General features: G+C 73.4%; 18 protein-coding genes. 9 read left to right on the top strand and 9 right to left on the bottom strand.

Translation table 11 applies throughout. From position 1 onward, the window contains the following. Window positions 1–24 precede the first annotated feature (24 nt). From pgi to ABT158_RS05300, 5 genes are read left to right on the top strand one after another with little or no spacing between them, the layout of a single operon-like run. Entirely contained in the window at window positions 25–1,656 is a 1,632-nt protein-coding gene (pgi, locus tag ABT158_RS05320) for a glucose-6-phosphate isomerase (RefSeq protein WP_352351120.1), read from the top strand. Between the two features lie 2 nt (window positions 1,657–1,658). Then, window positions 1,659–3,026 carry a glucose-6-phosphate dehydrogenase gene (gene zwf / locus ABT158_RS05315; RefSeq protein WP_352351118.1) on the top strand — a complete coding sequence of 456 codons (1,368 nt, stop codon included), beginning with the start codon at window positions 1,659–1,661 and terminating at the stop codon, window positions 3,024–3,026. A 27-nt stretch (window positions 3,027–3,053) separates the two neighbouring features. Further along, window positions 3,054–3,410, top strand: a complete 357-nt coding sequence (locus ABT158_RS05310) for a spore germination protein GerW family protein (RefSeq protein ID WP_352351116.1) — start codon at window positions 3,054–3,056, stop codon at window positions 3,408–3,410. Between the two features lie 19 nt (window positions 3,411–3,429). Then, window positions 3,430–3,966 carry a cupin domain-containing protein gene (locus ABT158_RS05305; protein WP_352351114.1) on the top strand — a complete coding sequence of 179 codons (537 nt, stop codon included), beginning with the start codon at window positions 3,430–3,432 and terminating at the stop codon, window positions 3,964–3,966. Next, a complete protein-coding gene (locus tag ABT158_RS05300; protein WP_352351112.1) occupies window positions 3,963–4,601 on the top strand; it encodes a LysE family translocator in 639 nt (212 codons plus the stop codon). The genes ABT158_RS05305 and ABT158_RS05300 overlap by 4 nt, the downstream gene beginning before the upstream one ends. 80 nt (window positions 4,602–4,681) lie before the next feature. Here ABT158_RS05300 and ABT158_RS05295 read toward each other — a convergent pair whose 3' ends face one another. From ABT158_RS05295 to ABT158_RS05280, 4 genes are all read right to left on the bottom strand, one after another. Continuing rightward, on the bottom strand, window positions 4,682–5,404 hold the full coding sequence (locus ABT158_RS05295; protein WP_352351110.1) for a VIT1/CCC1 transporter family protein: 723 nt from the start codon (window positions 5,402–5,404) through the stop codon (window positions 4,682–4,684). 201 nt (window positions 5,405–5,605) lie between these two features. Beyond that, on the bottom strand, window positions 5,606–6,295 hold the full coding sequence (locus ABT158_RS05290) for a hypothetical protein (protein ID WP_352351108.1): 690 nt from the start codon (window positions 6,293–6,295) through the stop codon (window positions 5,606–5,608). Window positions 6,296–6,451: 156 nt separating this feature from the next. Beyond that, window positions 6,452–9,022, bottom strand: coding sequence for a pullulanase-type alpha-1,6-glucosidase (pulA, locus tag ABT158_RS05285; RefSeq protein ID WP_352351106.1), 2,571 nt, complete (start codon window positions 9,020–9,022; stop codon window positions 6,452–6,454). Between the two features lie 60 nt (window positions 9,023–9,082). Beyond that, window positions 9,083–9,658 (bottom strand): DUF2690 domain-containing protein, encoded by a 576-nt coding sequence (locus ABT158_RS05280; protein ID WP_352351104.1) that lies wholly within the window; start codon window positions 9,656–9,658, stop codon window positions 9,083–9,085. 176 nt (window positions 9,659–9,834) lie between these two features. Here ABT158_RS05280 and ABT158_RS05275 point away from each other — a divergent pair, with 176 nt between their 5' ends. Then, window positions 9,835–12,084, top strand: a complete 2,250-nt coding sequence (locus ABT158_RS05275) for a hypothetical protein (RefSeq protein WP_352351102.1) — start codon at window positions 9,835–9,837, stop codon at window positions 12,082–12,084. Here ABT158_RS05275 and ABT158_RS05270 read toward each other — a convergent pair. Continuing rightward, window positions 12,044–13,237, bottom strand: coding sequence for a cytochrome P450 (locus tag ABT158_RS05270; RefSeq protein ID WP_352351100.1), 1,194 nt, complete (start codon window positions 13,235–13,237; stop codon window positions 12,044–12,046). The genes ABT158_RS05275 and ABT158_RS05270 overlap by 41 nt on opposite strands. Before the next feature lie 105 nt (window positions 13,238–13,342). Here ABT158_RS05270 and ABT158_RS05265 point away from each other — a divergent pair, with 105 nt between their 5' ends. The 3 genes from ABT158_RS05265 (at window position 13,343) to ABT158_RS05255 (ending at window position 20,250) form a co-directional block, all read left to right on the top strand. After that, on the top strand, window positions 13,343–16,747 hold the full coding sequence (locus ABT158_RS05265; RefSeq protein WP_352351098.1) for a phosphodiester glycosidase family protein: 3,405 nt from the start codon (window positions 13,343–13,345) through the stop codon (window positions 16,745–16,747). A 186-nt stretch (window positions 16,748–16,933) separates the two neighbouring features. Then, window positions 16,934–19,111 (top strand): amylo-alpha-1,6-glucosidase, encoded by a 2,178-nt coding sequence (locus ABT158_RS05260; protein WP_352351096.1) that lies wholly within the window; start codon window positions 16,934–16,936, stop codon window positions 19,109–19,111. Window positions 19,112–19,140: 29 nt separating this feature from the next. Further along, a complete protein-coding gene (locus tag ABT158_RS05255; RefSeq protein ID WP_352351094.1) occupies window positions 19,141–20,250 on the top strand; it encodes a glycosyltransferase family 4 protein in 1,110 nt (369 codons plus the stop codon). A gap of 9 nt (window positions 20,251–20,259) precedes the next feature. Here the strand turns inward: ABT158_RS05255 and ABT158_RS05250 are convergent, their stop codons facing one another. Genes ABT158_RS05250 through ABT158_RS05235 form a run of 4 tightly spaced genes read right to left on the bottom strand, consistent with a single transcriptional unit; the run spans window position 20,260 to window position 24,286 of the window. Continuing rightward, a complete protein-coding gene (locus ABT158_RS05250; protein WP_352351092.1) occupies window positions 20,260–21,537 on the bottom strand; it encodes an ABC transporter substrate-binding protein in 1,278 nt (425 codons plus the stop codon). Beyond that, window positions 21,527–22,636 carry a branched-chain amino acid ABC transporter permease gene (locus tag ABT158_RS05245; RefSeq protein ID WP_352351090.1) on the bottom strand — a complete coding sequence of 370 codons (1,110 nt, stop codon included), beginning with the start codon at window positions 22,634–22,636 and terminating at the stop codon, window positions 21,527–21,529. The genes ABT158_RS05250 and ABT158_RS05245 overlap by 11 nt, the downstream gene beginning before the upstream one ends. Then, window positions 22,629–23,519 (bottom strand): branched-chain amino acid ABC transporter permease, encoded by an 891-nt coding sequence (locus ABT158_RS05240; RefSeq protein WP_352351088.1) that lies wholly within the window; start codon window positions 23,517–23,519, stop codon window positions 22,629–22,631. Before ABT158_RS05240 ends, ABT158_RS05245 begins: the two co-directional genes overlap by 8 nt. Beyond that, window positions 23,516–24,286: an ABC transporter ATP-binding protein gene (locus ABT158_RS05235; protein ID WP_352351087.1), complete on the bottom strand. Its 771-nt coding sequence runs from the start codon at window positions 24,284–24,286 to the stop codon at window positions 23,516–23,518. Before ABT158_RS05235 ends, ABT158_RS05240 begins: the two co-directional genes overlap by 4 nt. Between the last annotated feature and the right edge of the window lie 22 nt (window positions 24,287–24,308).

The following is a 24,308-nucleotide window of genomic DNA, read 5'->3' as shown; positions in this document are numbered from 1 at the left end:
TTGACGACGTATGAGGAGGAAGCGGTGAACGGCGACATCAGCCAGAGCCAGGAGTGGGCGGCTCTGGGCAAGCATCACGAGGAGCTGGCGGGAAAGCAGCTTCGTGAGCTGTTCGCGGAGGACCCGGGCAGGGCCGGGCGGATGACGGTGAGCGCCGGGGACCTCTACCTCGACTACGCCAAGCACCGCGCCACCCAGGAGACGATCGACCTGCTGGTGGCCCTGGCCGAGCGGGCGGGCCTGCGCGAGCGCATCGCCGCGATGTTCGGCGGCGAGCACATCAACGTGAGCGAGGACCGCGCCGTCCTGCACGTCGCGCTGCGCATGCGGGAGAACGCCAAGCTGGTCGTCGACGGCCAGGACGTCGTGGCCGACGTGCACGCGGTGCTGGACAAGATGAGCGCCTTCGCCGACCGCGTCAGGTCCAAGGAGTGGAAGGGCGCCACCGGGCAGCCGATCAGGACCGTGGTCAACATCGGCATCGGCGGCTCCGACCTCGGCCCGGCCATGGCCTACGAGGCGCTGCGCGACTACGTGGACGCCGGCGTCGAGGCCAGGTTCGTCTCCAACATCGACCCCGCCGACATCCTGGGCAACCTGCGCGACCTCGACCCGGCCAGCACGCTGTTCGTGGTCGCCTCCAAAACCTTCACCACGCTGGAGACGCTGACCAACGCCAGGGTCGCCCGCTCCTGGCTGGTCGAAGCGCTCGGCGAGGACGCGGTCGCCAAGCACTTCGTGGCCGTCTCCACCAACGCCGAGAAGGTCGCCGAGTTCGGCATCGACACCGACAACATGTTCGGCTTCTGGGACTGGGTGGGCGGCCGCTACTCCTACGACGGCGCCATCGGCCTGTCGCTGATGATCACCGTCGGGCCGGACCGGTTCCGCGAGATGTTGTCCGGCTTCCACAGCATGGACCAGCACTTCCGCACCGCGCCCTTCAACGCCAACATGCCGGTCCTGATGGCCCTGCTCGGCATCTGGTACACCGACTTCTTCGGCGCCGAGACCCGCGCCGTGCTGCCCTACAGCCAGCGGCTGCACCGCTTCCCGGCCTACCTCCAGCAGCTCACCATGGAGTCCAACGGCAAGTCGGTGCGCGCCGACGGCAGCCCGGTCACCGTCCCGACCGGCGAGATCTTCTGGGGCGAGCCGGGCACCAACGGCCAGCACGCCTTCTACCAGCTCCTGCACCAGGGCACCCGGCTCGTCCCGGCCGACTTCATCGGCTTCGCCGAGCCGTTCGAGGACCGCGAGGGCATGCACGACCAGCTCACCGCCAACCTGCTGGCCCAGACCAGCGCGCTGGCCTTCGGCAAGACCGCCGAGGAGATCGCGGGCGAGGGCACGCCGCCGGAGATCGTGCCGCACAAGGTGATGCCGGGCAACCGGCCCACCTCGACGATCCTGGTGACCAAGCTCACGCCGTCCACGCTGGGCCAGCTCGTCGCGCTCTACGAGCACATCGTGTTCGTCGAGGGCACGATCTGGGGCGTCGACTCCTTCGACCAGTGGGGCGTCGAGCTGGGCAAGAAGATGGCGCTCGACGTGGCGCCCGCGCTCACCTCCGACGAGCCGCCGCAGACCTTCCCCGACTCCTCGACCGAACAACTCGTGCGCAGGTATCGCGAGCTGCGCGGAAGGCGGGCCTAGAGATGCGGCGGGCGGGCGCGCTGGTCCTGTTCGGCGTCACGGGCGACCTCGCGCGCAAGATGCTGCTCCCCGCGCTCTACCACCTGACCGCCGACGGCAGGCTCGACCTGCCGATCATCGGCGTCGCCAAGACCGACATGGACCTCGACGCGCTGCGCGAGCACGCCCGCGAGGCGTGCGGCGGCGTCCAGGACGCGGCGTTCGAGAAGCTGGCCGGCAACCTGCGGCTGGTGGCGGGCGACTACCGCGACCCCGGGACGTTCGCGAGGTTGCGGCAGGAGGTCGAGGGCAAGGGGTTCCTCGTCCACTACCTGGCGGTGCCGCCCGCGCTGTTCTCCGTCGTCGCCGAGGGGCTGGCCGGCGCCGGGCTCAACCACGAGGCCAGGCTCGTGGTGGAGAAGCCGTTCGGGCACGACCTCGACTCCGCGCGCAAACTCAACGACGAGCTGCTGAAGTACTTCGACGAGGACCACCTGCGGCGGGTCGACCACTTCCTGGGCAAGGAGCCGGTCGAGGACCTCATGGTGTTCCGGTTCGCCAACATGCTGCTGGAACCGCTGTGGAACCGGAACTACGTGCGCAGCGTGCAGATCACCATGGCCGAGGACTTCGACGTCGCCGACCGCGGCGGCTTCTACGACGCCAACGGCACGGTCCGCGACGTGGTCCAGAACCACCTGCTGCAACTGCTGGCCATCCTGGCGATGGACCCGCCGCCGTCCATGGACGCCCGCGCGCAGCTCGACGAGAAGTGGCGGGTGCTGCGCGCCGTCCAGGCCGTCGACCCGGCCCACGTCGTGCGCGGCCGGTACGACGGCTACCTCGACACCCCCGGCGTCCGGCCCGGCTCCACCACCGAGACGTTCGTCGCCATGCGGCTCTACATCGACAGCTGGCGGTGGGCGGGCGTGCCCTGGTGCATCCGTTCGGGCAAGGCGCTGCCCACCACCGACCTGGAGATCGTGGCCGAGCTGCGCAAGCCGCCGGTGACGATGTTCCGCGGCGGCGACGTGCCGCCGGGGCCCAACCTCATCAGGTTCCGGCTGCAGCCCGACGCCGGGGTGACCTTCGACGTGCTGGCCAAGGAGCCCGGCCGGCAGCGGACGATCCCGGTGCCGGTGAGCGTCGACTTCACCAAGGTGCTCGGGCCGATGGAGGCCGCCTACGAGCGCATCCTGACCGACGCCGTCAGCGGCGACCCGCGGCGGTTCGCCCGGTTCGACCTGGTGGAGGAGTCGTGGCGGATCGTGGGCCGGCTGCTCGACCTGCCCGACCAGCCGCTGCCGTACGAGAAGGGCACCTGGGGGCCGGAACCGGCGGAGAGGATCCCGCCGGGCGGCTGGCACGAGATCTCCACCACGTTCGACTAGCGGCCGATCCGGGTGAACGATGGGCGCATGGACATCAAGGAGCTGTTGGAACAGTCGAAGGACGCCGTCACCGTCAGGCGCGTCTTCGGTGAGCCGATCCACCACGGCGACGTCCTGGTCATCCCCGTCGCCCGGGTCGCCCAGGGCGGCGGGGCCGGTCAGGGGCAGGGCCGGGACGAGAAGGGCGAGGAGCTCGGCAGCGGCGGCGGTGGCGGCTTCGGCTACAGCGCCACCCCCGCCGGGGTGTTCGTCATCAAGGACGGCGACGTGCAGTGGCGTCCGGCCGTCGACGTCAACCGGATCGTGCTGGGCGGCCAGATCGTCGGCCTCGCCCTGGTGCTGACGATCCGGACCATCTTCAAGAAGTGGCGTCACAGGAAGTAACGGGGGCACATCATCTGACGTGCTCATCGATCTGCTCGACGCGGGGCTGCCCGGCCACGAGGCGCTGCTGCCCGGCTCCAACCTGCCGGTGCGGGTCGCCCCGCTGGGCGGCGGCACGTCGCTGGTCCGCTTCCCGCCCCGGTGGAGCCGTCCCGGCCGCGGCCACTACCTGGCGGGGGAGGAGTTCGTGCTGCTGGAGGGCGAGCTGCGGGTGTCGGGGGTGAGGTACCTGCCGGGGGAGCACGCCTGGCTGCCCGCCGGCGCCCTGCGGCACTCCGGCGCGGCGCCGGCGGGGGCGCTGGTGTGCACGTTCTTCGACGGTGAGCCCACCTGGGTGTCCAGCGACCTGGACGAGCCCGACGGGCCCAGCCTGCGCACCCCGCTGGTGAGCGTCGTCGTCCCCGAGGGCGGGCTGCCGCTCACGTCGCACTCCGTGCTGCTGGACACGCCCGTTCCGCTCGACCATCCGGCCGAGATGATCACGGTGCCGAGCTGGACGTGGGAGCTGTCCACCTTGATCCCCGAGGGCCGGGTGCTCGTAAGGTGGACGCCATGATGACCTCATTGACGCAGTTCGTGGGATTCGGCGCCCTGGTGATGCTCGGGGCGATGTCGCCCGGCCCCGACTTCGCGGTCGTGGTCCGCCGCTCGGCGCTGTCCGGGCGCGGGCACGGCATGGCCGCGGCGGCCGGGATCGCCGTGGGCGTGGCCGTCTGGGTGGTGGCCGCCGGCACCGGCGTGGCCGCGCTGCTGGCGGCCTCGGCCATGGCCTTCACCGTGGTCAAGATCGTCGGCGCCGCCTACCTGCTCTACCTGGGGGTCAAGGCGCTGCGCGCGGCCCTTCGCAAGGGCGGCGCGCTCGACCTCGACCTGCCCGCCCCCGCCGACCGCGGCCCGTGGGCGGCCTTCGCCGAAGGGCTGCTGACCAACGTGCTCAACCCCAAGGCCGCGCTGTTCTTCGTGGCCCTGGTGCCGCAGTTCGTGAGCGAGGGGGGCGCGTTCGGCGACACGCTGCTGCTGTCGGCGGTCGCGCTGGCCGGCACGATGGTCTGGTTCCTCACGGTGGCGAACGTGGTGAGCACGCTGCGCCGGGTGTTCGCCCGGTCCGGCGTGCGCAAGGCCGTGGACGGGCTGACCGGCGCCGCGCTCATCGGCCTCGGCGTCAACCTGGCCGTCGCCGGCCGCCCCTGAGCGGCCCCTCGACGGCCCGGCCATGAGCGGTGCGCGGCCGCGTCGGCAGACGGCGCGGCCGCCGGCCGGGCGCGGCCGCGTCAGGAGACGGCTACGCCGAGCAGGTGCCCGAGGCCGAAGGTGACGGCGGCGGCGCCCGCGCCCAGCCCGAGCTGGCGCAGGCCGCCCAGCCACCACGGCCGCGCGGTCATCACCGCCACCGCCGCGCCGAACCCGAACAGCGCCACCATGCTCAGCGCCAGCGCCAGGAACAGCCCCGACGCCCCGAACAGGAACGGCGCCAGCGGCACCAGCGCCCCCGCGGCGAAGGCGACGAACGACGAGCCGGCCGCCAGGTAGGGCGAGGGCGGGTCGTCGGGGTCGACGCCCAGCTCCTCGCGCACGTGCACGCGCAACGCCTGCTCCGGATCGGCCGACAGCCCTTCGGCGACCCGCCGGGCGAGGTCGGCGTCCAGGCCGCGCGACCGGTAGAGGGCGGCCAGCTCGGCGCGTTCGCCGTCGGGGTTGCGGGCCAGCTCGCGCCGCTCCACGGCGATCTCGGCCCGCATCAGCTCGGTCTGGGAGCGCACCGACGTGTACTCGCCCGCCGCCATCGAGCAGGCCCCCGCGACCAGGCCGGCGAACCCGGCGAGCACCGCGCCGCGCCCCGCGCCCGCGGCGCCGACGACGCCGGCGATGAGCGCCACGTTGGAGACCAGCCCGTCCATCGCCCCGAACACCGCCGGGCGCAACCAGCCGCCGGTGACGTCACGGTGGCTGTGGTGCTTCTCAGGAGAGTGGGGCCGGGCAAGCTCGATCGTCATGACAATCCTCCCCTTATTGGCAGTTCGTCACGGAATCTAGGGCCTTCCGGCATGATCCGCAACGAAGGAGAGGCTAGCCTGATCTGCGGTTTTCCCGCTGCGTCACCGGCCGTGCACACGCGACCACGTGCATGGGGACGGGAAACGCGAACGTCCCCCCGGAGCCCGCGGCACGCGGGAGCCGGAGGGACGCGGACGGGGTCAGGCGTGCGCCGGGCTGACGGGAGCCGGCTCAGCGGCACCGGGCTGAGCGGCCCGGGTGGCCTTCGGGCCGTTGACGATCGCGTCGCAGTCGGCGATCGCGTCCTCCAGCAGCCTGCGCAGCAGCGCGTCGGGGTCCTTGATGCACGCCTGGACGATGCCGACCACGGCGAGCTGCACCGCGTTGGGCGCCGCGTACCGGCGGAAGCCCTTCTCGGTGATCTTGGCGGCCCGGCTGAAGCGCCTGGCCTGCTCGGCCGCGTGCGGCACCTGCTCCATCGCCCTGCGGCTCAGCTCGCTCAACCGGCCGGACGGCGCGCCGTCGAGCCTGGCCAGCATCTCCTCGGCCGCCAGCACCGACACCGCGAGCGCGAGCTGGCGCTCGGCGGCGGCGACGGGCAGGGCCGTGGTCGCGCAGCGCAGCGCGATGTGCGCGTCGATCCGCAGATCGTCGCCGGCCAGCCCGATGATGGACGGCACGAGCCCGACCAGCTGGGCGCGGCTCTCGTCGCCGGTGTTGTCGTTGACCAGGCGGGCGAGTGCGGCCAGCAGCGGATGGGTGCAGGCCGGGTGGTCGCTCCACCGCTCGCCGGCCAGGTAGGACGCCAGTTCCATGAAACAGGCGCCGCGCTTCGGGTTGCGATGCCTGCCGCGGGACAGGACCGGCATGTGATCAAGGTGATTGTCCACGGGGTGCTCCATGCTCCACGCGATCGCCGTCCAGCCAGTTTGCGCTGTCGGGCGCGTCAAAGCCAGTGATCGGGCATCTTCCACAGGAATGGTTCCCTCAGGCGATGCGATCATTCCTCAACCGCTATTCATGGTTATGGCACCAAAGACTTTAATTTATGAGGAATTTTCGGCATTTATGACGAAAACGGCGGCCGTGCGGGCCGGAACCGTCAGCGTGCCGGCCGCCGGGTCGTAGGACGACCGCCTGACCACCTCGTCCGCCGACTTTGCCTGCACCGGGTGCAGCGCCACCCGGCGGCCCGGCGGCGCCCCCGGCACCCGCGTGCAGGGCGACGGGGTGGGGTTGAGCACCACGAGCACCGCGTCCCAGCGCGGGTCCAGCCCCGCGGTGTCCACCCGCATCACGATCACGCCGTCGCCGCCGGCCGGGAACGACAGCCGCCGCCGCACCTCCTCCGCCGTGCCCAGCGCGAACGCCGGGGTCGAGGCCCTGATCCGCAGCAGCTCCCCGAACGCCGCCCGCGCCGCCTTGATCGCCGGGCAGCCGGGACGCAGCGCCGGGTCCGCCAGCAGCGGCCGGGCGTACGGCCAGGCGGCCTCGTTGTCCGCCCGCGGCGGCAGGCCCGCGCCGAACCCGTTGCCCGCCGAGCAGTCCCACAGCAGCCGGTTGAACCAGTCGCCGGAGTCGTAGGAGTTGCGGTCGAGCGACTTCGAGCGCAGCCGCTCGCTGCCCGCGTGCACGAACGCCGCCCCCTGCCCCAGCAGCACCGTGGCCAGCGACAGCACCTGCATGCGCACCCGGTCGGCCATCGGCGTGCCCGCGGGCAGCTTGTAGGCCAGCGCGTCGAACAGCGTCTCGTTGTCGTGCGCGTCCACGTAGGACACGACGTCGTCCGGCCGGGCGGCGTAACCGGCGGCGGCGCCGTTGTGGCCGACCTCCGAGCCGGCGCGGCCCGAGGGCAGCACGTAGTCGCGCAGGCCGCCGGTCAGGCCCAGCATGACCAGCTCGGTGCAGTGGCGCAGGCGCTCGCGCTGCTGCTCCTCCGAGCCGTTGACGGGCGCGCCGTTGGGCGCGCCGGCCAGGCCGGAGCCGTACCCCTGCACGCGCGGGTCGGCGTCGAACGGGCCGCCGCCGCGCACCGCGTCCCGCAGCCGGTCGTCGAACGTGCCGATGCCGGTGCCGGCCATGTTGGCCTGCGTGGCCTGCTCGAACCTGGCGTCGCCGGCCACCTCGCCGAAGCTCCAGCCCTCGCCGTACAGGATGATCGAGCGGCCGTCCACGCCGTCGCGCTCGGGGGTGAGCGCGTCGAGCGCGGCGCGCACGGCCAGGATGTTGGCCTTCGGGTGGTGGCCCATGAGGTCGAAGCGGAAGCCGTCCACCTTGTACTGCCTGGCCCAGGTGCGCACCGAGTCGACCACCAGCCGGCCCATCATGGCGTGCTCGGGCGCGGTGTTGGCGCAGCAGGTGGACGTGGCCAGGGAGCCGTCCTCCAGCAGGCGGTGGTAGTAGCCGGGCACGATCGGGTCCAGCACGTCCGCCGAGTGGGTGTGGTTGTAGACCACGTCCATGACCACGCGCAGCCCGGCCTCGTTCAGCGCGGCGACCATGGCGCGGAACTCCGTGATCCGCTCGTCCGGGTCGGTCGCGTACGAGCCTTCTGGGACGGTGTAGTGCAGCGGGTCGTAGCCCCAGTTGAAGGAGTCGCGGTCCGCGGTGAGCGCCACGATCTCCTGCTGCCGTTCGGAGTCGGGCGGCAGGGCGGCGAGGTCGCAGCCGGGCTCGGTCCGGTCCGACCGGCGCTCGGGGATCGTGGCCACGTCGAACACCGGCAGCAGGTGCACGTGGGTGAGCCCGTCCGCGGCCAGCGCGCGCAGCTCGCGCATGCCGGCGCCGTCGTGACCGAAGGCCGCGTACGTGCCGCGCAGCTCCTCGGGCACGGTGGCGTCGGAGGCGGAGAAGTCGCGTACGTGCAGCTCGTAGATGACCGCGCGGTCCAGCGGGACCGGGACGGGCTTGGCCAGCCGGTCCCAGCCGGGCGGCTTGAGCGCGGGGTCGTCCAGGCTCACCAGCCTGCTGCGCACCCCGTCGGGCGCGGTGGCCAGGCTGTAGGGGTCGGTGACCTCGTTCGTGACGACGCGGCCCGCGGCGGGGGAGTAGACGGTGACGCGGTAGGTGTAGTCCTTGCCGTACCAGGTGGGCAGGCCGCGGATCGACCACACGCCGGTCTCCTCCTCCAGCCGCATCGCGTGCCGGCGGCCGCCGAGCGCCAGCTCCACCCGCCGTGCGGTGGGGGCCCAGAGGGCCAGCCGGGGCAGCAGCCGTCCGGACGGCCCGAGCCCGGCGCGCACGGCCCCGGCGTAGACGTCGTCGAGCACGCCCGGGATCTGCACGCCGGTCGCCGCGGCCACCGCGCCCGAGCCGTCGCGGGCCACGGCCACCACCTGGCCGCGCAGGGCCTCCTTCACCAGCCCGGCGTCCTCGGGGCGCAGCTTGAGCGCGGTGCCGCCGGCCAGGTGCGGCCACGCCCGCCGCCGCGCGTCGTCCAGCGCGCCGGGCGTGAGCGGGACGGTCACGGCATGGCCGGTCAGGCGGCCGTCGTGGCAGGCGATGCCGCCGGCCGGGGCGCAGGCCAGCGCGTGCGTCAGCGACGGATCCACCGTCCAGACGACCGTCTCCCTGTCGATCCAGTGGGCCCGCGCCTCGCCGTCGCCGATCGCGGTCACGTAGATCATGGTGCCCGCCCGGCGGCGGCCCATGCGAGGACGCCGCGCCGGGCGCAGGCCCTAGCTCTCGGTGACGTCGGTGCCGTCGGGCATGAGCATGGCCGTGCAGGCGTATTCGGCGTCCGCCCGGCCGTGGCCGCCGAAGGAGCACGCCTTGGCGGCGACGTTCCCGCCCGGGCTGAAGGCCATCGGCGACTCCAGCCATCCCCGGGTGCGCTCGCCCGGCGCGAAGAAGCGGGTCGCGTCCTTCCGGTCGGGCTCCGTCCAGGGCTGCAGGTAGAAGACGTTGTTCTGCGGCTGCGCCCGCGCCCACAGGGTCTGGCAGGTGCGGCTCCAGCGCAGCTCCAGGAGCATCCTCCCGGCGGCGACCGTCCGCACGGCGGTGCCGCCGGGCACGGTGACCGCGTCCTTGTCGCAGCCGGTGACGCCGGCGTCCTTCTTGTCGCAGTTCTCGCGGCTCGGGGTCGCGGCGCAGCCCTGGCGTTCCTTGGCGGCCTCCTGGTAGGCGACCGTGCCGACGAAGGTCACCACCGCCGCCAGCACCGCCGCGAGCACCGCGAACCAGCCGTTGATCCGCGCCGAGCGGAGCTGGTCGTCCGGTCCCGGTGAATGCTGCTGCGGCAGCGTCGTCGTCATGATGCCTCGCTTCAGTGCCCTCGCTTCAGATGTACGCCGAGTAAGCCCCCGATGTGCGGAAATACGGCTTTCCCCACAGGGCTCTAGCCGCCAGGAGAGGGCCGGAGAACCCGCCTGCGTTTACGTGACCGTGTCATTACTTTGCGTAATCAGTGACTTTGCGTGATCCTGGGCTCATGGACGGATTCCTGGACCCCACCTGCGGAGGCATGACCGAACTACGTGTGCACGGCGTCTCCGGCACCCCGCCGGCGAGCATCCTCAACCATCCCCACCCCCGCCAGATCGCCGGCGACGCCACCACCGGCTTCTACCGCCGCTGGTGGCCCGGCGGCCGGCCCGACGGCGAGCAGGACGACCTGCCCGGCGTCCGCCACCGCGAGGCCTACGCCTGGGGCGGCCTCACCTCCGGCGGCAGGACCATCGCGCTCTGGCTGCTCCTGCTGCCCTTCTCCCTGGCCAACCTGTCCTACTTCATGCTCCCCAGACCGCCGGCCGGCGCCCGCCTGCGGCACGTGGCCGAGGCGGCGCAGCGGCTGTTCGCGCTGCTGCTCACCGGCACCCTCGTGGGCGCGGTCACCCGGGCGAGCGTCGACCTCGTCGGCTGGCAGTGCACCGCGGCCGGCCGGGCCTGCGCCCGCGAGAGCGCGCCCGCCTGGGTCCACTGGATGAGCGAGTTGTGGGGCGCCGAGCCGTCGCGGCGGCTCGCGGTCGCCGCGCTGGCGCCGTTCGCGGTGGTCGTGCTGCTGTGGTGGCTGGCGCGGCGCACCTGGGAGCGCGACGAGCAGACCGGCATCCCGCACGACGGCGGCTCGCGTCCCGGGCCGTTGCTGGCCCGGCCGCGGTTGTGGCACGGCGGCGCGCCCGTGTGGCGGCTGCGGGCCGTGCACGTCGCCTTCGCGCTGGGCTCGATCGGCCTGGCGGTGTCGGCGCCGTTCGTGGGCGACCCGCGGGGGCTGGCGCTGACGGCCGCCAACGCCGCCGTCCAGGTCGCCGCCGCCGTGCTGGCGGCGCTGCCCGGCATCGCCAGGCGGCTGGCCCCCGGCGAGGCCGTCCCGCCCTGGCTCACCGGCGCGTGCCGGGCGCTGCGGGTGGCCGGGCCGCTGGCCTTCGTGGCCACGATCGCCGCCGCCCTGGCCGGGATGTCGCCCGCGCTGCCGGGACGGCAGCTGCCCGGCATCGGCGTTGGAGCGTTCCAGTTCGCGCTGACTGTCGGGCTCGGGCTGTTCATCCTGGTGGCGACGTTCGTCCTGGCGCGCATGGACCGGCCGGCCGAGACCGGCGACCCGATCGAGCGGCGGGCGATGTGCGGCATGGCGGCCTGGTTCACGCTGATGGTGGCGGCCGGCAGCGCCAACGTGCTCGCCCTCGGCCTGCTGTTCTGGACCGCCACGTTCTTCGGCGTGCCCGCCTCGGCCGCCGAGCCGGGGCCGGTCGAGCGCAGGCTCTACCTCGACGACCCGGTCTGGTGGACGGCCGCGCTCGTGCCGCTGCTGATGATCGGGTTCGTCGCCGTGGCGGCCGAGCTGTGGCTGGCCCGCGGGTCGGCCGCCGCCGCGCTCACCCCGAAGCTGACCCCCTACTACGGCGCCTACGACCGGGACGTGGCCGGCAAGTGGGCGCTGGCCGCGCTCACCGACCGCGCCGGGCTCGTGCTGGCCGTGCTCACCGGCATCGGCGTGGCCGGTTCCGGCGCGGTGACCGTGATCTACCGGTTCCACCTGTTCGCCCCGGTGGGCGGGCTGGCCGGGCTGCTGGCCTCGATCGGGAGCTGGGCCATGACGGCGATCGTCGTGGGCCTGGTGCTGCTGGGCCGGCGCACGTACAGCGACACGCGGCTGCGCCGCACGGTCGGCATCCTGTGGGACGTCTCGACCTTCTGGCCCAGGGCCATCCACCCGCTGGCGCCGCCCTGCTACACCGAGCGGGTGATCCCCGAGCTGCTCGCCCGGGTCAAGACCCTGACCAGGACCGCCGACGACGAGGTGGTGCTGTCCGGCCACAGCCAGGGCAGCGTGCTCACCGCTGCGCTCGTCCTCCAGGTGCGGCCCGAGCTGCGGCCCCGGGTCCGGCTGCTCACCCACGGCTCGCCGCTGCGCCGCCTGTACGCCGCCTTCTTCCCCGCCTACTTCGGCACGCCCGGCCTGTCGGCGATGCGCGACGCCGTCCGCTGGACGAACCTGTACCGGCTGAGCGACCCCATCGGGGGGCCGGTCTTCCGCCGGGTCGACCCGTTCGGGCCGCGTCCGGCGGGCGAGGGGGAGGAGACCGTCGACCGGTTCTGCTGGGACCCGCTCCAGCCGGGGCCGGGCGAGCCGCTGCCCGAGGCGCGCTGGCACTCCGACTACTGGCTCGACCCGGCCTACGAGGAGACCCTGGCCCAGCTCACCAGGTCAGATGGAGTTCCTCGGGCGCGCGGTGGATGAGCGTGGCGGCCATCACGACGTCCGCGCGGGCCAGCCGGAGGCCGGGCAGCTCGGCCACCAGCAGCTCCAGCGTCACCCTGAGCTGCTCGCGGGCCAGGAACGCGCCGGGGCAGCCGTGCACGCCGTGCCCGAACGCCAGGTGGCGGGCGCGCGGCCGGGTGATGTCGAAGACGTCGGGCCGCTCGTGCACCGCCTCGTCGCGGCCGGCCGAGGCGAAGGAGACGAAGACCGTCGAGCCCTCTTCCAACGGCGTGCCGGCCAGCGTGAGCGGCCTGGTGACGCGGCGGCGGAAGCCCTGGACGGGCGCCTCGTACCGGGCGGCCTCCTCGATCGCGGCCGGGATCAGCTCGGCCGGGCTCGCGCACAGCAGCTCCCACTGGCGGCGGTCGCGCAGCAGGCGGTGCACGGCCGAGCCGAGCAGCGCGGTCGTGGTGAGATGCCCGGCGAGCATGACGTTCTCCACGTTGGAGGCGATCTCGTCGCGCTGGACGGGCGTCGGCTCGCCGGGGCCGGGCGCCAGGCCGCGCACCACCTCGCCGGTCAGGTCGTCGGATCCGCCTGAACGGGCGGCGTGGGCGGCCAGCAGCCGCCGTAGCGCGGCCACGTCGCGGGCGGCGGCGATCTGCTCGTCCTCGGGCATCGGGGTGAACAGCAGGTCCTCGGCCCGGAAGCCGCCCCTGATGGCAATGGGCACGTCGGCCGGGGGAAGGCCCAGCAGGTGGCCGATCACGGCGGCGGGCAGCGGCCTGGCGTAGCGGGACATCCACTCGCCCCCGCCCGCCTCGGCGAACGCGGTGACCAGATCGGCGGCGGTGGTGGTGACGAACGGCAGGGCGGCGGCCACCCGGGCGGGCGACAGACCGCGGGTGAGCGGCCTGCGGTAGCGCCGGTGCGCCTCGCCGTCGGTGCTCAGCACCACGGGCGCGCCGCCCGGCACCCCGGCCAGCTCGGCGAAGGCCCGCGGGCTCGGGATCACGTCGGGCCGCAGGGCCCTCTGGGAGGAGAAGTCGTCCGGCCTGGACAGCACCTCGCGCACGTCGTCGTGCCGGGCCACCAGCCAGGCGTCCAGCTCCTCGACGAAGGTGAGCCCGGGGGCGGCGCGGGCGCGGGCGTAGAGCGGGTACGGGTCGCGGTAGAGCGCCTGTCGATCCACGCGTCCCATCGTCCGGCGCGGCCCGGGGCGCCACAAGATCTGAAATTTTCTTTTAGTTCACTCCGAAGTCTTGAAACTTATATCCACGAACGATTGAGTTCGGTCGTGCAGACCCTCCGTTTCCTGGCCGCCGCCGCGCTCGTGTTAGGGCCGGTGGCCCTGAGCGCGCCCGCGCAGGCCGACCCCGCCCCGCCCGCCGAGGACGCGCTGAAGGCGTCCTCCTACCCGCCGCCCTCCACGCTGATCAGCCAGGCCACCGCCGGGCAGCCCCGCCTGGAGACGGCCAAGAGGACCAGGCCGGTCGCGCCGGGCCTCTCGCTGACCTCGTTCGACACCTACGACGCGCAGGGCTGGCTGCGCGCCGACGCGCTGACCGCCGACCTCGGCGGGAAGGGCGGCCCCAGGGCCGACTACGTCTTCTCCGGCGAGGTGACCAAGACCGAGCCGCTGTCCGGCCCCGCCGGGCGCACCCGCGCGGTGGCGGCGGTCAACGGCGACTTCTTCGACATCAACAACTCCGGCGCCGCCCAGGGCATCGGCGTGCAGGACGGCACGCTGGTCCAGTCGCCGGCCGCCGGGCACGACAACGCCGTCGCCGTCACCGGCGACGGCGTCGGGCGGGTGCTCAAGATGTACTTCGAGGGCACCGCCACGCCCTCCGGCGGCGCGCCGATCGCGCTCACCCAGTTCAACCAGATGGTGCAGAACGGCGGCGTCGGCCTGTTCACGCCGCTGTGGGGCTCCTACAGCCGGGCCCGCGCCGTCGAGGGCGCCGCCACGGTCGCCGAGGTCGTGCTGGTGGACGGCGTGGTCACCGAGGTGCGCAACGCCGCCGGCACCGGTCCCATCCCGGCCGGCACCACGATCCTGCTCGGCCGGGACGCCGGCGCCGCCGCCCTGTCGGCCCTGAAGGCCGGCGACCGCGTGGACGTGAGGTACCAGCCGAAGGCGTCGGACGGCGCAGCCGTCAAGGCGGCCGTCGGCGGCAACTACGTCCTGGTCAAGGACGGCGTCGTGCAGAACAGCGGCGACCCGGCCGCGCACCCGCGCACCGCCGTGGGCTTCTCCGCCGACGGCAGGAAGATGTACCTGCTGACCGTGGACGGCCGCCAGGCCGACAGCCGCGGCGTCACGCTCAACGAGCTGGCCGCCATGATGGTGGACCTGGGCGCGGCCAACGCGCTCAACCTCGACGGCGGCGGCTCCTCCACCCTGCTGGCGCGCGAGCCCGGCTCGGCCGAGGTGCAGGTGGAGAACAGCCCCTCCGACGGCGGCGAGCGCCACGTGCCCAACGGCCTGGCGCTGTACGCGCCCGAGGGCAGCGGCAAGCTCAAGGGCTTCTGGCTGGAGACCGCGAGCGACCCGGCCAAGGCGCCCGGCGTCGGCCCGGTCGCGGGCGGCCGTCCCGACCGCGTCTTCCCCGGCCTCACCAGGCGGCTGACCGCCGCCGGCTACGACGAGACGTACGGCCCCGCGGCCGGCACGCCGTCCTGGCGGGCCAACCCGGCCGTGCACGGCGTGATCAGGAACGGCAGGTTCCACGCCCTGGTGCCCGGCCAGACCACGGTCACCGCCGCGCGCGGCGGCGCCAAGGGCACGATCGACCTGACCGTGCTCCAGCCGCTGCAGCGGCTCGGCGCCACGGCCGACCGGCTCGGCATCTCGGGCGCCGACGGCAGCGCCGCCTTCGGCGTCGTCGGCTACGACCACAACGGCAACTCCGCGCCCATCGAGCCGGACGACCTCACGCTCGACTACGACCGGAACCTGTTCGAGGTCACCCCGGCCGAGCACGGCTACTTCACCGTCAAGGCCCGGCAGGCCACCGGGTCCGGGCTGATCACCGCCAAGGTCGGCAAGATCACCACGGCCGTGCCGGTGACGGTCGGCTTCGAGTCCAAGCCGGTCGCCGACTTCGAGGACGCGGCCAAGTGGACCTTCGCCGCCGCCCGCGCCACCGGCTCGCTGTCGGCCGCGCCGGGCCAGAGCGGCGGCGGGCTCAAGCTGTCCTACGACTTCACCACCTCGACCGCCACCCGGGCCGCCTACGCCAGCCCGCCGCAGCAGATCGTGGTGGACGGGCAGCCGCAGGCGTTCGGGCTGTGGATCAACTCCACCGGCAAGGGGGAGTGGCCCAGCCTGGAGTTCTACGACGCGCTCGGCCAGTCGCAGATCCTGCGCGGGCCGTACCTGACGTGGACCGGCTGGCAGTACGTCGAGTTCCCGGTGCCCGCCGGGGTCAACTACCCGCTCAAGCTCCGGCGCTTCTACGTGGCCGAGACCAGGGCCGACGCCAAGTACAGCAACGACATCCTGATCGACGGCCTGGTGGCCAAGGTGCCGCCGTCGATCACCGCGCCCCCCGTGGCCAAGGTCGCCGACCCCGTGGTCAAGGCGGACGTGGCCAAGGCGCCCTGGCGGTTCGCGGTCATGTCGGACGCCCAGTTCGTGGCCAGGAATCCCGACAGCGACATCGTCAGGAACGCCCGCCGCACGCTCAAGGAGATCAAGGCCGCCAAGCCCGACTTCCTGCTGATCAACGGCGACCTGGTGGACGAGGCGTCGCCGGAGGACTTCGCGCTGGCGAAGAAGATCCTCGACGAGGAGCTGGGAGGAGAGCTGAAATATCACTACATCCCCGGCAACCATGAGGTCATGGGCGGCAAGATCGACAACTTCAAGGCCGTCTTCGGCGACACGTACGGCACCTTCGACCACAAGGGCACCCGCTTCGTCACCCTGGACACCTCCCGCCTGAACCTGCGCGGCGGCGGCTACGACCAGGTCGCGATGCTCCGCTCCGAGCTCGACAAGGCGGCGAAGGACGCCTCCGTCGGATCGGTCGCCGTGCTGTTCCACGTGCCGCCGCGCGACCCCACGCCGGGCAAGGGCAGCCAGCTCGGCGACCGGAAGGAGGCCGCGCTGGTCGAGGGCTGGCTGGCCGCCTTCCAGCGCGACACCGGCAAGGGCGCGGCCTTCATCGGCGGGCACGTGGGCACGTTCAACGCCTCGCGGGTGGACGCGGTGCCGTACTTCATCAACGGCAACTCCGGCAAGAACCCGGCCACCGCCCCCGAGGACGGCGGCTTCACCGGCTGGTCGCTGTGGGGCGTGGACCCCGTGACGCCCGCCGAGGCCGAGCACGTCCGGCGCAACTGGTTCACCGACGCGCCCGACTGGATCGGCGCGCAGGTGCGGCCGCACGTGGACGAGCTGACGCTGACCGCGCCCGCGACCGTCGCCGTCGGCGCGCCCGCGCCGGTCACGGCGGCGATCCGGCAGGACGACCGGGCCGTCCCGGCCGCCTACCCGGTCTCGGTGACCTGGTCCGGCTCGCCCAACCTGCACGTCGGCACCCGCCAGACGGCCAAGCCGTGGCACGTGGCGGTGCTCGACCCGGGCACCGGCACGATCACCGCCCTGCGGGCGGGCCAGGTGACGGTCGCGGTCACCGTCAGCGGGATCACCCGCCAGGCGACCGTGGCGCTCACCGCCAAGGCCGCCGCCTGAGGCCCCCGGCCGGGGAGGAATCACCCTCCTCGGCCGAAACCCTCCCAGATACCGAAATATCGGGATGAAGGGTTAAGAATCTAGACAGTCATGGGATTTCCCCTTCTTCCTCCGGATAGCACTCCTGACGTGCGGGGACCTGCCCCCGCGAGGCGCGGGACCGGGGGAAGGACTGGGGGTTCGTCGGTGAACGCATGGACCTTCGAGGGACAACCCGGCGCGCTGGGCGACACGGTCACGCTCGTGGAGGGCGGCTCGTTCTGCGTGTGCCAGTGCGGCGGCGACATCGTCCCCGGGGGCGCGCAGGGCGTCTACCACGCCGACACCCGCCTGCTGTCCCGCTGGATGCTGCGCGTGGACGACCATCCCGTCGAGCCGCTGCAGGTCATCATGGGCGAGCCGTACCACGCCACCTTCCTCGGCAAGGCCCGGCCGCGTCCCGGATGGGCCGAGAGCACGCTGCTCGTGGTGCGCGACCGCTACGTCGGCGGCGGGCTGCGCGAGGACCTCACGCTGCGCAACATGTCCGAGGAGGCCGCGGGCTGCGTCGTGTGCGTGCAGGCCGGCGCCGACCTGGCCGACCTGTTCGAGGTGAAGTCCGAACGGAGCTGGCCCGCCGAGGACGTCGAGATGAACCCCGGCGAACGCGGCATCGAGGTCTACTCGCCCAGCCGCGCCCGCGGCGCCAGGATCGCCGTCGAACCGCCCGGCACGCCGGTCGTCACCGCGCCGGGCCTGCTCACCTTCGACGTCGTGGTGCCCGCCCGCGGCGAATGGCACGTCACGGTGCTGGTGACGCCGGTCCACGAGGGCGAGGAGTCCTCGGCCCGGTTCCCGGTCGCCCATCCTCCCCACCACGCCGAGCCGGCCCGCCGGCTGGCCGAGTGGACCGCCAGCACCCCCGTCCTGGAGAGCACGAACGCCGCCCTCGTCGAGGCCCTGGCCCGCTCCCGCGAGGACCTGGGCAGCCTGCGCCTGTTCGACCGCGACCATCCCGACGAGCCGCCCGCGATCGCCGCCGGCGCGCCCTGGTTCATGACGCTGTTCGGCCGCGACTCGCTGCTGACCTCCTGGATGGCGCTGCCGCTGGACCAGACGCTCGCCCTCGGCACCCTGCGCAGGCTGGCCCGGCTCCAGGGCACCAAGGTCGACGCGCTGTCGGAGGAGGAGCCCGGCAAGATCATGCACGAGCTGCGCTTCGGCGTCCAGGATGGCTCCTCGCCGTACGGCGGGCGGGCCTACTACGGCTCGGTGGACGCCACCCCGCTGTTCGTCATGCTGCTCGGCGAGCTGCGCCGCTGGGGCGTGCACCGCGAGGCGGTCGAGGAACTGCTGCCGCACGCCGACGCCGCCCTGGCCTGGATCGAGGAGTACGCCAGCCGCGACGGCTTCGTCTGGTACCAGCGCAAGACCGACCGCGGCCTGGTCAACCAGGGCTGGAAGGACTCCTTCGACGGCGTCAACTTCGCCGACGGCACCATCGCCCGCCCGCCGATCGCCCTGGCCGAGGTGCAGGGCTACGTCTACGCCGCCTACCTCGCCCGCGCGCACTTCGCCTGCCAGCAGGGCGACGAGGCCGCCGAGCGGCGCTACGTGCAGCGGGCGCGCGAGATCAGGGAGGCGTTCAACGAACGGTTCTGGCTGCCCGGCCCCGGCTACTACGCCATGGGCCTGGACGGGCGCGGCCGGCCCATCGACGGCCTCGGCTCCAACATGGGCCACTGCCTGTGGGCCGGCATCGCCGACGAGGACAAGGCCCAGCAGGTGGCCCGCCACCTGCTCTCGCCCGAGATGTTCACCGGGTTCGGGGTGCGCACGCTGGCCTCGTCCATGGGGGCCTACAACCCGATGAGCTACCACAACGGCTCGGTGTGGCCGCACGACAGCGCGATCATCGCCGCCGGGCTGATGCGCTACGGGCACGTCGAAGAGGCCCAGCGCATCGCCGTCGGGCTGCTGGAGGCCGCGCACGCCTTCGGGGGGCGGCTGCCGGAGCTGTTCTGCGGGTTCGGCAAGGAGGAGTACCGGCGGCCGGTGCCGTACCCGACGTCGTGCTCGCCGCAGGCGTGGGCGGCCGCCGCGCCCATCCAGCTCCTGCGCACGCTGCTGCGGCTGGACCCGTGGGTGCCGTACGGGAAGCTGTGGCTGGTCCCGGCGCTGCCCGAGGGGTTCGGAGAGGTGACGATCAAGGGCATGCCGGTGGGCGACTCCAGGGTCGGCATCCGCATCAGGGGCGAGGACGGCACGCCGCTGGTGTCCGGCCTGCCCGACGGCGTCGAGCTGGTCACCGAACCGCGCTGCCCGATCAGCGGCGCCTGCCGCTCCGGCCCCGCCCGCAGGGCGCACGGCCTGCCGGCGCTGTGACGACCGGACCGACACGGGGAGGTGCTGGGATGACGACGGAAGCCGAGGACGACTGGGAAGGCGCGCTGCGCATCGTGATGGTCGCTCCGCCCTGGGAGGAGGTGCCGCCGCGGGCCTACGGCGGGATCGAGCAGATGCTCGCCGACCTGATCACGGGCCTGTCCGCCCGCGGCCACGAGGTGACGCTGATCGGCGCGGGCAGCACGGGTCTTCCGGCCAAGTTCCTGGTCACCTACCCCGAGGCGCCCTCGGAGCGGATCGGGGAGGGGTTGCCCGAGGTGCTGCACGCCGCCCAGGCGTGGCGGGCGCTGGAAGGGCTGCCCGCCGACGTCGTGCACGACCATTCGCTGGCCGGGCCGCTCACCGCCCTCGGCCGGGCTACCCCGACCGTGGTCACCTGCCACGGCGACGCCGGCGGCGAGCTGGGCGAGGTGTACCGGGCGCTCGGCGAGCGGGTCAACCTGATCGCCGTCTCCGACGCCCAGCGCGCCGACGCCCCCGACCTCAACTGGATCGCCACCGTGCACAACGCGCTCGACACCGCCTCCTTCCCCTTCCGGGAGCACAAGGAGGACTGGGTGCTGTGGCTGGGCCGCTTCAGCCACAGCAAGGGCCCGCACCTGGCCATCGACGCCGCCCGCGCGGCGGGCCGCCGCATCGTGCTGGCCGGCAAGCTCACCGAGCCGTGCGAGCACGCCTACTTCGACGAGCACGTACGGCCGCGGCTCGGCCCCGGCGTCACCTATCTCGGCGAGGCCGACGCCGGGCGCAAGCGCGAGCTGCTGGCCGCCGCCCGGTGCATGGTCTTCCCCATCCAGTGGGAGGAGCCGTTCGGCATGGTGGTGATCGAGGCCATGGCCTGCGGCACGCCCGTCGTCGCCATCGGCCGGGGCGCGGTGCCGGAGATCGTGGTGGACGGCGTGACGGGGTTCGTCCTGCGGGAGCCGGCCGAGCTGCCCGCGGCGATCGAGGCGGCCGGGCGGCTCGACCCGCGGGCCTGCCGCGCCCACGTCGAACGGCACTTCGGCGTGGGGGCGATGGCCGCGGCCTACGAGGCGGTCTACCGCCGCATGCTGGCCGCCCCCCCGCCCGGCGGGGCTCACCGGCGAGCCCGCCGGGCGGTGAGCCCGCCGGTGTGAGCCCGCCGGTCAGCCGGACGGCGGCACGGTGTACTTCCCGGCCAGCTCCGACACCGCCGCCTCCTTGAGGATGACGGCGCCGCCCACCGCCTGCTTGTCGGGCTTGACCACGTAGGAGGCGCGCGAGGCGGGCCGGTCGAAGACGCTGAAGTCCATCGGCGTGCCGCCCAGCCCGGCCTCCCACGACTTCTGCGACCGGTGGGCCGCGACGATGCCCGCCCGGCTGAGGTCCTTGGCCTGGCACGCCTTGCGCAGCGCGTCGCCGACGATGATCGCCGCGGTCCAGCCGGCCGCCACGCCGCTGTCCAGGGGCTGGCCGGCGTACTTGGCCCGGTAGTCGGCGATGAGCTTGGCGTAGGCGGGCAGCGGCGCGCTGATCGGGGCGCCCGCGGTCACGTAGAAGAAGTCCTTCAGCAGCGCCGGCGCGGCCGGGGTGGCCAGGAGCTGCGGGCTGTAGGCCGAGTTGCTGCCGACGAACGGCACGTCCATCCCGGCGGCCAGGGCCACGCCGACCAGCGAGGCCGCCTGGCGCGGGCCGACCGAGACCAGCACGGCCCGCACGCCCGCCTTCTTGAACGCCGCCACCTGCGCGGTCATGTCCTGGTCGGTCGCCTTGATCTTCTGCTCGACCAGCGTGAGCCCCAGCTCGGCGGCGGCGTACTTGGACCCGGCGAGGGCGCTCTCGCCGTAGTCGCCCTCGAAGTACAGGTGGCCGATCCGGTCCCCGGCCTTGACGCCCTTCTCCTTCACCAGGAAGTCGACGGCGTTGATCATGTCCACGTCGTAGGTGGTGCCGGTGACCTGGATGGCCTCGCTGCCGAGCAGGCCGGTGGCCCAGGCCATGGGCAGGGTGAGGATCTTGTCCGCGGTGATCCGGTCCTTGAGCGCGGTGACCATCGGCGAGCCGATGAACTGCGGGATCGCGGCCGTCTTCGGCGCGACCTCGGCGTAGGCGGCCATCGCCTTCTGCGCGTCGTAACCGTGGTCGCGGACGATGGTCTCGATCTTCCTGCCGCAGACGCCGCCGCCCTGGTTCACCTGCTCGAAGTAGAGCTGCTGCGCCTGGGTGAGGCTCTTGCCCAGCGAGGCGTAGGGGCCGGTCAGGTCGGTGAGCAGGCTGAGCGTGATCGTGTCGGCGGTGACGCCGGGGCCGGTCCTGACGCCGTCGCCGCCGGGGGCGGTGGCGGTCGCCTGGCCGCCGCCGGTGGCCTTGCCGCTGGCGCAGGCGGTGGCCGCCAGCCCCAGCGCCAGCAGCGCGGCCAGGACGGCCGTGCGGTTACGGGACATGTGAGCTCCTGGTCTTCGGGGACGGATCCGGTGACGGTGATGCGGACGGGCGGCGCCCCCGTGACCGGCCGCGCAGGGCGCGCGGCAGGCCGAGCAGGCCGCCCGGCAGGAAGAGGACGACGGCGACGACGGCGGCGCCGTACAGGATGCGGGCGGCCTCGGCGGGGGACAGGCCGCCGCCGGAGCCGGACGGCGACACCAGGGGGATGGCGTCGCCGTAACGGGTCAGCAGCTGCGGCAGCAGGGAGACGAAGACGGCGCCGAGCACCGCGCCGCCCACCGAGCCCAGGCCGCCGATGACGATCATCGCGAGGTAGTCGAGGGAGAGCAGCATGCCGAAGTAGTCGGGCACGGTCCGCTGGAAGACCAGGGCCAGCAGCACCCCGGCCAGGCCGCCGTACATGGACGACAACACGAAGACGCCGGCCCGGTAGCGGGTGACGGGCACGCCCATCACCCCGGCCGCGATCTCGTGGTCGCGGATCGTGTTCAGCGCCCTGCCGGGCCGCCCGCGCAGCACGCCGCGGGCGAACAGCGCCGCTGCCAGCAGCGCCAGGCCGCCCAGGAACCACAGCCGCTCCAGCGCGCCGAACGGCACGTCCATGACGACCAGCTCCGGCCCGTCGGCGAAGGCGAACCCGAAGACCTCCATCGCCGGCACGGCACGCCCGTTGAACCCGCCGGTGACCGGCCCGGCGTTGAACAGCAGATGCTGCCCGCCGAAGATCAGCGCCAGCGTGGCGATGCCCAGGTAGGCGCCCTTGAGCCGGCCCGCGATCGGGCTGAACAGCCCGCCCGCGACCCCGGCCAGCGCCACCGCCAGCACCGCGGCCACCGGGGTCGGCAGGCCCAGGCCGCCCAGCGTCGCGGTGGGCTCGGCGGCCAGGTAGACGTAGGCGTAGGCGCCGACGGCCAGGAAGAACGCGTGGCCCATGGACAGCTGCCCGGTCGCCCCGGTCAGCAGGTTGACGCCGATCGCGCCGATCGCGGCCGCCATCGCGAACAGGCCCGCCTGCAGCCAGAACCCCTCCAGGTAGAACGGCACGGCGACGAAGACGGCCACCAGTGACACGACCGGCCTGGACACGGTTCTAGACACGGGCCCGCTCCCGCGTCCCGAACAGCCCGGCGGGCCGCAGCAGCAGCACGACGACCATGACGAGGAACGGCGCCACGTCGCCGATCCCGCGGCCGAGGAAGGCCAGGTCGTTCTGGTAGCCGGTGGTCAGGGCCTCGGTGACGCCGACGATCAGGCCGCCGGCCAGCGCGCCCGTGGTGGAGTCCAGGCCGCCGAGTATCGCGGCGGGGAAGGCCTTCAGCGCGGCCAGCGAGGAGCCGCGGTCCAGGCCGGGCGTGGGGAAGACGCACAGGAACAGCGCGGCCACCGCGGCCAGCGCCCCGGCCACGGCCCACGCGCTGACCGAGACCCGGCCGAGCCGCACGCCCATGAGCGCGGCAGTCTCGGGGTCCTCGGCGGTGGCCCGCATCGCCACCCCCCACCCGGTGTACTTGAACGCCAGCAGGAACGCCGCGATCAGCACCCCGGCCACCACCAGCGCGACGACCCTGGTCTCGGCGACCGTGACCGGCCCGAGGCGCAGCACCCGCGAGCCCCACGGGTCGCCCATGGCCAGCACCTCGGTGCCGATCCGCCGGGTGAGCTCGGTGGTCAGCACGATGTCCACGCCGATGGTGACGATGGCCAGCACGCTGTGCGAACCGGCCTTCGAGCGGCGGATGACCAGGAACTCCACCAGCGCCCCGATGACCGCCGCCGCCGCGATCCCGGCCAGCAGCGCGGGCCAGAAGCCGAGGTGGGGGTGCAGCCGCGCCACCACGTACCCGCCGGCCAGCAGCAGCGAGGCGTGCGCGAAGTTCACCACCTCGGTCGCCTTGAAGATGACGACGAAGCCCAGCGCGATCAGCGCGTAGACGGCACCCAGCGAGACCCCGTTGACGAGCAGCTCCACAAAAGTGATCACTCCGTCTCCTCCACGCCCAGATAAGCGCCGATGACCGCCGGGTCGTTCTGCACCTCGGCGGGCGGCCCGTCGGCGATGCGGCGGCCGAAGTCCAGGACGGTCACCCGGTCGGCCAGCCGCATGACCATGCCCATGTCGTGCTCGACCAGCAGGACGGAGACGCCCAGGCTCTCGCGTACCGACCGGATCAGCCCGGCCATCTCCAGCCGCTCGCCGCCGTTCATCCCGGCGACCGGCTCGTCCAGCAGCAGCAGGCGTGGCTCCATGGCCAGGGCCCTGGCCAGCTCGACCCGCTTCTGCAGGCCGTACGGGAGCAGCCCGACCGGCGTGTCCAGCACCGCGGCGAGCCCGGCGAAGGCCGCGATCTCGGCGACCCTGGCGGCGTGCGCGCGCTGCTCGCGGCGCGCGCCCGGCAGGCCGAGCCCGGCGGCGACGAACCCGGCCCGGGTGAGCCGGTGGCGGCCCAGCAGCAGGTTGTCCCGCACCGGCTGGTGCGGGGAGAGCGCGATGTTCTGGAACGTGCGGGCGACGCCGAGCGCGGCGATCCGGTGCGGGCGCAGCGCGGTCAGCTCGCTCGCGCCGAACCGGACGCTGCCCGAGGCGGCCCGGCAGACGCCGGACAGCACGTTGAAGCAGGTGGACTTGCCCGCGCCGTTGGGGCCGATGAGCGCGTGCACGGTGCCGGGCGCGACGGTGAAGCCGACGCCGTCCAGGGCCGTCAGGCCGGCGAAGCGGACGGTCACGTCGCGCACCTCCAGAGCGGGCATACCATCCGGTTGGTATGTCGGG

This window comes from Nonomuraea sp. NPDC001636 (assembly GCF_040298265.1).
GTDB lineage: Bacteria > Actinomycetota > Actinomycetes > Streptosporangiales > Streptosporangiaceae > Nonomuraea.
This window is presented reverse-complemented; position numbering and strand designations above follow the sequence as displayed.